This is a genomic window from Vreelandella stevensii S18214 (assembly GCF_000275725.1).
Lineage (GTDB): Bacteria > Pseudomonadota > Gammaproteobacteria > Pseudomonadales > Halomonadaceae > Vreelandella > Vreelandella stevensii.
Genome location: NZ_AJTS01000006.1, coordinates 21143 through 27142, shown reverse-complemented (window position 1 = coordinate 27142; position 6000 = coordinate 21143). Strand labels below are relative to the sequence as shown.

The 6000-nt window shown below is 60.0% G+C and carries 5 protein-coding genes; all 5 read right to left on the bottom strand.

What is annotated here, in order from left to right:
- Positions 1-247: 247 nt before the first annotated feature.
- On the bottom strand, positions 248-1345 hold the full coding sequence (locus tag HSS18214_RS0100420) for a KpsE/RkpR family capsule polysaccharide export protein (protein ID WP_016913344.1): 1098 nt from the start codon (positions 1343-1345) through the stop codon (positions 248-250).
- 3 nt (positions 1346-1348) lie between these two features.
- Entirely contained in the window at positions 1349-2158 is an 810-nt protein-coding gene (locus HSS18214_RS0100415; RefSeq protein WP_016913343.1) for an ABC transporter permease, read from the bottom strand.
- Between the two features lie 96 nt (positions 2159-2254).
- On the bottom strand, positions 2255-4003 hold the full coding sequence (locus HSS18214_RS0100410) for a polysaccharide biosynthesis/export family protein (RefSeq protein ID WP_016913342.1): 1749 nt from the start codon (positions 4001-4003) through the stop codon (positions 2255-2257).
- Position 4004: 1 nt separating this feature from the next.
- The gene (locus tag HSS18214_RS0100405) at positions 4005-4406 is read right to left on the bottom strand and encodes an RT0821/Lpp0805 family surface protein (protein WP_016913341.1); all 402 of its coding nucleotides are present in this window, start codon (positions 4404-4406) and stop codon (positions 4005-4007) included.
- Positions 4407-4666: 260 nt separating this feature from the next.
- A complete protein-coding gene (locus HSS18214_RS0100400; protein WP_016913340.1) occupies positions 4667-5944 on the bottom strand; it encodes an O-antigen ligase family protein in 1278 nt (425 codons plus the stop codon).
- Positions 5945-6000: the final 56 nt, after the last annotated feature.

The following is a 6000-nucleotide window of genomic DNA, read 5'->3' as shown; positions in this document are numbered from 1 at the left end:
GGAGCGCACCCGCGACGCACCCCGCCAGGGGTGCCGAATAGGCCAGCGAGAGTTATTCCACCACCGTGGCCCAATCAGGGCGGCTGGCGCCGCCCACGCGGGTGCCTCTTTCGCTCGTTGCTCTCGCTCTTTCGTTACGCCGCGCTACGGGGTGGCACGCCTACCTCCTCACACCTCACTCCTCACCTCTCACCCCTCACCCCTCACCCCTCACACCTCACACCTCACACCTCACCCCTCACCCACTCTAATCCCGGTGATCCTTGACGATCATGATGATCATGCTGAGGATGAACGACAGGAAGATGGTGATGATGGCAAACACGCTGCTGTTATAGAGCCGGTTTGGCTCTGTGGGGTACTCAGGCATGAGCGGGCTTTGTAGCACGCTGACTTGCTTGAGTTGGCGGGCGGCTTCGAGACGCGTGTTTTCCAGTGCGGCGAGGGCGCTGGAGTAGGTTTCCTGAGCGAACTGGGCTTGCAGCTCGAGGGTTTCATACTCGGCCGATACCCGGTTGAGCGAATTGCCGGTGGCTTGTGCCAGCCGGTCGCGCTGCTGGGTAATCTGGTCTCGCAGGGCTTCGATGTTGCGCTCGACCTGGCGCAGCTCGGCCGATTGGGCGCTTTGGAAGCTGGCCAATGCGTTGCGTTGCGCCTGGAAGCGCGCAAGGTCGGCTTCCAGCGTGGCTACCACTTGATTGATACTTTCAACAGTACTGGTGGGAGAAACGAGACCAAATTCGTTCTGGAATTCCAGCAGGCGGGCGCGGGTGTCGTTGAAGCGCTCTTCCAAGCGCACCATTTGCTGCTCGAGGAAACGCACCTGCTCATCGGCCAACCGGTGGCCCATGTCGTTCATGTGGTTTTCGCCGGCTTCCAGCAGAAGCGTGGCCAGGTTTTGGGCAAACTCTGGGCTGTAGCCTTGCACATAGATGTTCAATACCCCGGCGTACTCATCAAGCTCTACTTCTACCCGGCGTAAATAATATTTGTGCAGATCCTCGATAGGCGCGCTGGGGTCACGCAGCCGAGCAAAGAAGTCGCCGTTTTCGCTGTAGTGCTGACGAATGCCCAGTTGCTGGTCCAGCAAACGCAGCATATCTACCGAGAGCAAGTGTTCACGCAGGAGCAGCAAGTCGTGGGTGTTGCCGCCGCCTCCGCTTATTAGTGATGAAAGACTGAACTCTGGCGTCGCTACCTGCGGGCTTTCCAGCACCACGGTGGCACGCGATACGTAGCGCTCTTCTGCCCATACGAACCAGTAAAAGGTGACCACCAGAATGGCTAAAAAGGCAACGGCCCAGTGGGGTGAAGTTTTAATAAAACGACCAAAAGAAGCGCGCATGAATTATTTTGCCTTTAAACGATCAACAAAGCGTAGATGCATCAGGAGCCCCATCGAAATGAGCGTTAACGTGAACAGCCAGAAATAGAGCATGCTGGTACCGTGCACAACCTGGTACTTTTCAAAGAAACCTAGCCGCAGGGTTTCGAGCCCATGGGGGATAGGGTTCAACATCAGGTATTCGAGCAACCAGTGAGGCAAGCTGTTGAGCGGGATAATGACACCCGACAAGATCATCAGCGGCAGCGATAGCATACGAATGACCTTGCCTATTTCAGGCACCAGGGTTGCCGCCACCGATGTTACCAGGCCAAGCCCAAGCCCAAGGCTCCAGAGCGATAGCCAAGCGGCCATGACGCGCAGGGCATTGTCCGGATACATGTCCAACCCCAGCATCAGGCCGCCGCCAATGAAGATCAGAAATACCAGTGAGCGTAGCGCTCCTTCCAGGAAGTTGCGCACCAGTACCGGGTCGACTGGCTGCACTTGCCGATAGGCGAACAGAGCTTTATTCCCGTCAATCGCCCCCATGCCACGCATCATGCCTTCCCTTACCAGCATGAAGCCCATCAACCCCGCAATCAGCCAGGGAATGAACTCTGCGTTGACCACCAGGCGGCCACCGCGAATGAAGCTTCGAATAGACACCATAATGCCCACAAAGGCAACGGGCTCAAAGATCATCCAGAACCAGCCCATGCGGTCACCCATGGTACGCGAGAGCGCCTCGCGTACGAACATGGCGTACCACACACTGCGGGTCACCTGCCAGGGTGTGCGCGCCCCTTTCGGGGCGCTGCTTGTGTTATCCATGATGCTGTGTCTTTTGATTCAAGAACATAAATGGAGGTGTGACTTGATCGGGGCGGCTGGCGCCGCCTCCGCGCCGGGCCACTGCAGCGGGTCACATCACAGGTCCAGAGCGACGCGGGTGGTGACGGCGATCTGGAAGAGGATCTGGGTGAGGGTCGAGGCGAGCTGCAGGTTGTGCGTGGGTGCCTTGGGCATGACGAGGATTTCGTCGCCGGGACGCAGCGGGGTGTTGCGGGCGTGCTCGACGGCACCGTTCTGACGTACCAGCAGGATCTGGTCGCGGTCGGCACGCTCGGTGAAGCCACCGGCGCTTTCCACATAGTCGATGACGCTCATGCCGGGACGGTAAACGGCGGCCTGGGGCACGAGGATTTCACCGCTGATGAGTACCGAGTCGCTGATTTCAGGGATGGTGATGACATCGCCATCCTGGAGGCGGATATCGGTGATGCCGTCACTGGAAGCCACCACTAACCGGCCGCTGGGTTCGAGCTCACGGGCACGCTCGATGAAGCGTTCGATCAGCTCGGCTTCGCGCAACCGGATCTGGGCTTCCTGGTCGGTACGGGAAGATGCGCCCAGGTAAGTGGTTTCCAGGCGGCGCAAGCTGTCCTGCAGAGATTGCGCCTGCTGCTGGCGCACGCTTTCCCGCTGTAGCGAGACACTTTCCACGGCGGTCATGTTTTCCGGTACGGCAATGGCGTCCAGCAGCTCGCTGAGGCGGGCATTGCGGGGCAGCGCAAACCGAGAGGGGCCGTAGTAGCTGCCTTCGATTTCCACCACGATGGTCTCGCTGCGCTGGTCAGCGCTGAAGACTACTTCGTCACCGCTGCGTACCGTTTGGCCTGCAAACAGGTTGATGGGGAAGTATTGGGCAATCGGGCCGTCGTCACGGTCGCCGCGCAGCAGCACGTGGGAAACGCCGCTTCTCAGCCGGGCCAGGTTGATGATTTCGGCACCGCTGAGCTGGTTGCCAATCAGTTCGTAGCGGTGTTCACGGTGTACATCACCGACCACGGCAATGGCAGGGCCACGCTCTTCCACTACGATGGTGTCGCCATCCTGGAACTGCGGGCGGGCAATGGTGCCGTTGATGAGGAAATCATAGAGGTCGACGGTGGCCACGGTGCGGTCGTCGCGTATGACGCGAATCTGCCGGTAGCTCCCCAGGTCCTGGTCGATGCCGCCTGCCTGATCGAGGAAGTAGAGCAGCGAGTCGTTGGGCGTGCCTGCATAGCGGCCCGGGCTTTCCACGTAGCCAGTGACGAACACGGCCACGGGCTGAACGCCTTGCACGTTGGTGTAGACCTCGACGTTATCGGGGTACACCGAGGTAATGGCGCCGCGTACGCTGCCATCGACCTGTTGGCTGTTCTGGCCTTCCACGTTGAGCGGGCCAGAGCCGGGAATGAAGATGTTGCCCTGGGCATCCACAGGCAGCACGCGGTCGAACTCGAATGCGCCCCAGGCCCGCACGGTGATCTGGTCGCCGGGCTTGATGCGGTAGTCGGCATTCAGGCCATCCCCCATGGCACCACGAAAGCCACCGCTGAACAGGTTGGCTCCAAAGGGCGGCAGAGCATCAGGGTCCTGGGGCGGCGTGGCAATGGGGCCGTAGGTGCCGCTGCGCCAGTCGGCGCGTGGGGCATCGTCTACCTGCTCTTGCTGCCCCTGCTGGCCACTCTGTTGGCTGCTCTGCTGGGGAAGAATATCGTTGGAGAGGCTGAGGGACTGTGCCATGGCGGGTGTAGCGGCCAGGGTAGCAAGCACGACTCCAGCCGTGGCCAACACGCGCTTGAATGGAGCCAGCATGGCGGGGGTAGAAGAAGTCATCGTGGCCGACATATCAGCGCCCTCCTGCTTGAGTAACCAGACGCTGGTGTACCCAGCCATTGGGGGTTTCGCAGGCGAGTGCTGCGCGCACGCTGCCACCGGACTCCATTACCTGCAACTGGCGGCATTTTCGCCCGCTGGCCGCCAGATACGGGGCCTCGGCAATGATTTCCACGTTGTCGCCCCAGGGCGTGCGGGCGGCGGTGTGTACGCCGCTGGCAGGCGATTGGGTCAGGAAGCGGTTGAGCGCTTCATCTTCCAGAAGCGACGCCGCATCCTGGTTAAGCACATACTGGGGGGCTTGCTGGGTGCTACCAGAGGGGTACTGTGTGGCGCAGCCGCTGACCAGGGCCACTCCCACCGCCGCCAACAGCATGCGAGCTGGCCGCGAGACGCAAATAGGGGTATTCAACATAGAAGATTCCATCGAAAAGGCACGCTACCGCCCAAGGATTGATACGGGCGCATTCCCTTGCCCTACGCTGTGCGGATGAATAGAGGTTAACCTGAGATATAAAAATGCTCGGCTATTGTAAGGGATTAAAAGTGGCAGCTCTACGTCAACAAGCCTTGTACAACCAATTAAATCTATTTAGCGCAATAACTATTGACTATTTCAACAAAAAACGGCCTCCAGGAGACCGTTTAAAATCTATGCTTAAAACACAATGTTATCTAATGCTTACTGCTCATCTGAACACTGGCGGCTGAGTGCCGTGCTGCATGGCTGCCCCACAGCACCACCAGTAGGAAGGCATACATCATGACGCCGCTGTTGTGTTCCAGGAACACCTGGGAGAGTCCGAAATCCAGGAACGTAACGGGTAGCAGCACCCCCGCTGTCGCCACGGCGCGGGTGGTAAGGTCGCTGGCTTGTAGGTCGCGGGCAAACAGTCGCATGGGCACCAGGTAAAGCGCCAGCAGAATCACCAACCCCAGAATACCGCGCTTGGCAAAGGCATCGACGAATTCGTTGTGGGCATGGCCATATTGCGCTGCTTCACGGCTGATGATGCCTTCTTCACCAAAGGCGTACATGGCCTCGGCATAACCATGACTGCCCCACCCGGTCAGCGGTTTTTCCTGAATCAGGATGGCGGCGCCGCGCCACATTTCGAACCGCGAGCCGACGGATGAGGAGCGGTTTTCTCCCGTGATATATAGCGACACATCGGTCACGGCCTGGTGAACACGGTGCTGCACACCGGTTTGCGGCACCGAATACACGGCCAACCCACCGACCACGACAGCGGCCACCACGGCCACTTTCAGCCGAGCAGAAAGCTGGGTGCCATAGGCGCGGTACAGCACCAGCAGTACGATGGGAAAACCGACCCAACCGCCACGGCTGCCGGAAAACAGCGAGCCCAGTATGCCGCCCAATGCCCCCGCCAGCAGCAGGGCGACCCAAACTTGGCGCTGGCGCTGCACCACGGCCCACCCCAGGCCTGCCATGCACAGTACGCCCAGCAGCATGCTGAGGTTACCGAACTGAATCACGTGGGTATGGCCCTGGGCACGATCTACCCCTTCGAACAGCTTCTGCCATCCGGCCCAGGTGCCTGCACTGAGCGCGCCCACGGCGGCACCGCTCCATAGAAAGGCCAGATTGGGCGGGTAGCGCAGCACCCAGAACAGCGCCGGAATGGCCAGAATGAAGCGGCTGGGCTTGTCGAAACCCTTGCTGCCCTGGCCATCCAGCCATGCTTCCAGCATGGTGATGGCCGCATAGGCCAGCAGCACGGCCATGATGGCACCATCCTGGCGTGTCAACGTAGGCACACGGCGCAGGGCGATGAGCCCCAGTCCCGCCAGCAGCAGCAACAACGCCCCTAGCGAGTAGCCGCTGGGCACCACCAGTGCAATGGCGGCCAATAGAAAGACGGCCACGCCGGTAAATAACTGAGGAGGCTGAGTGCCGGGGTGTGACGAGGGGGAGTGCGTTGCCAACATTGAAACAGACTTCCTTTCATGGCCCTGGGGGCGGCAATTCATTTGAGGAGGCCGAT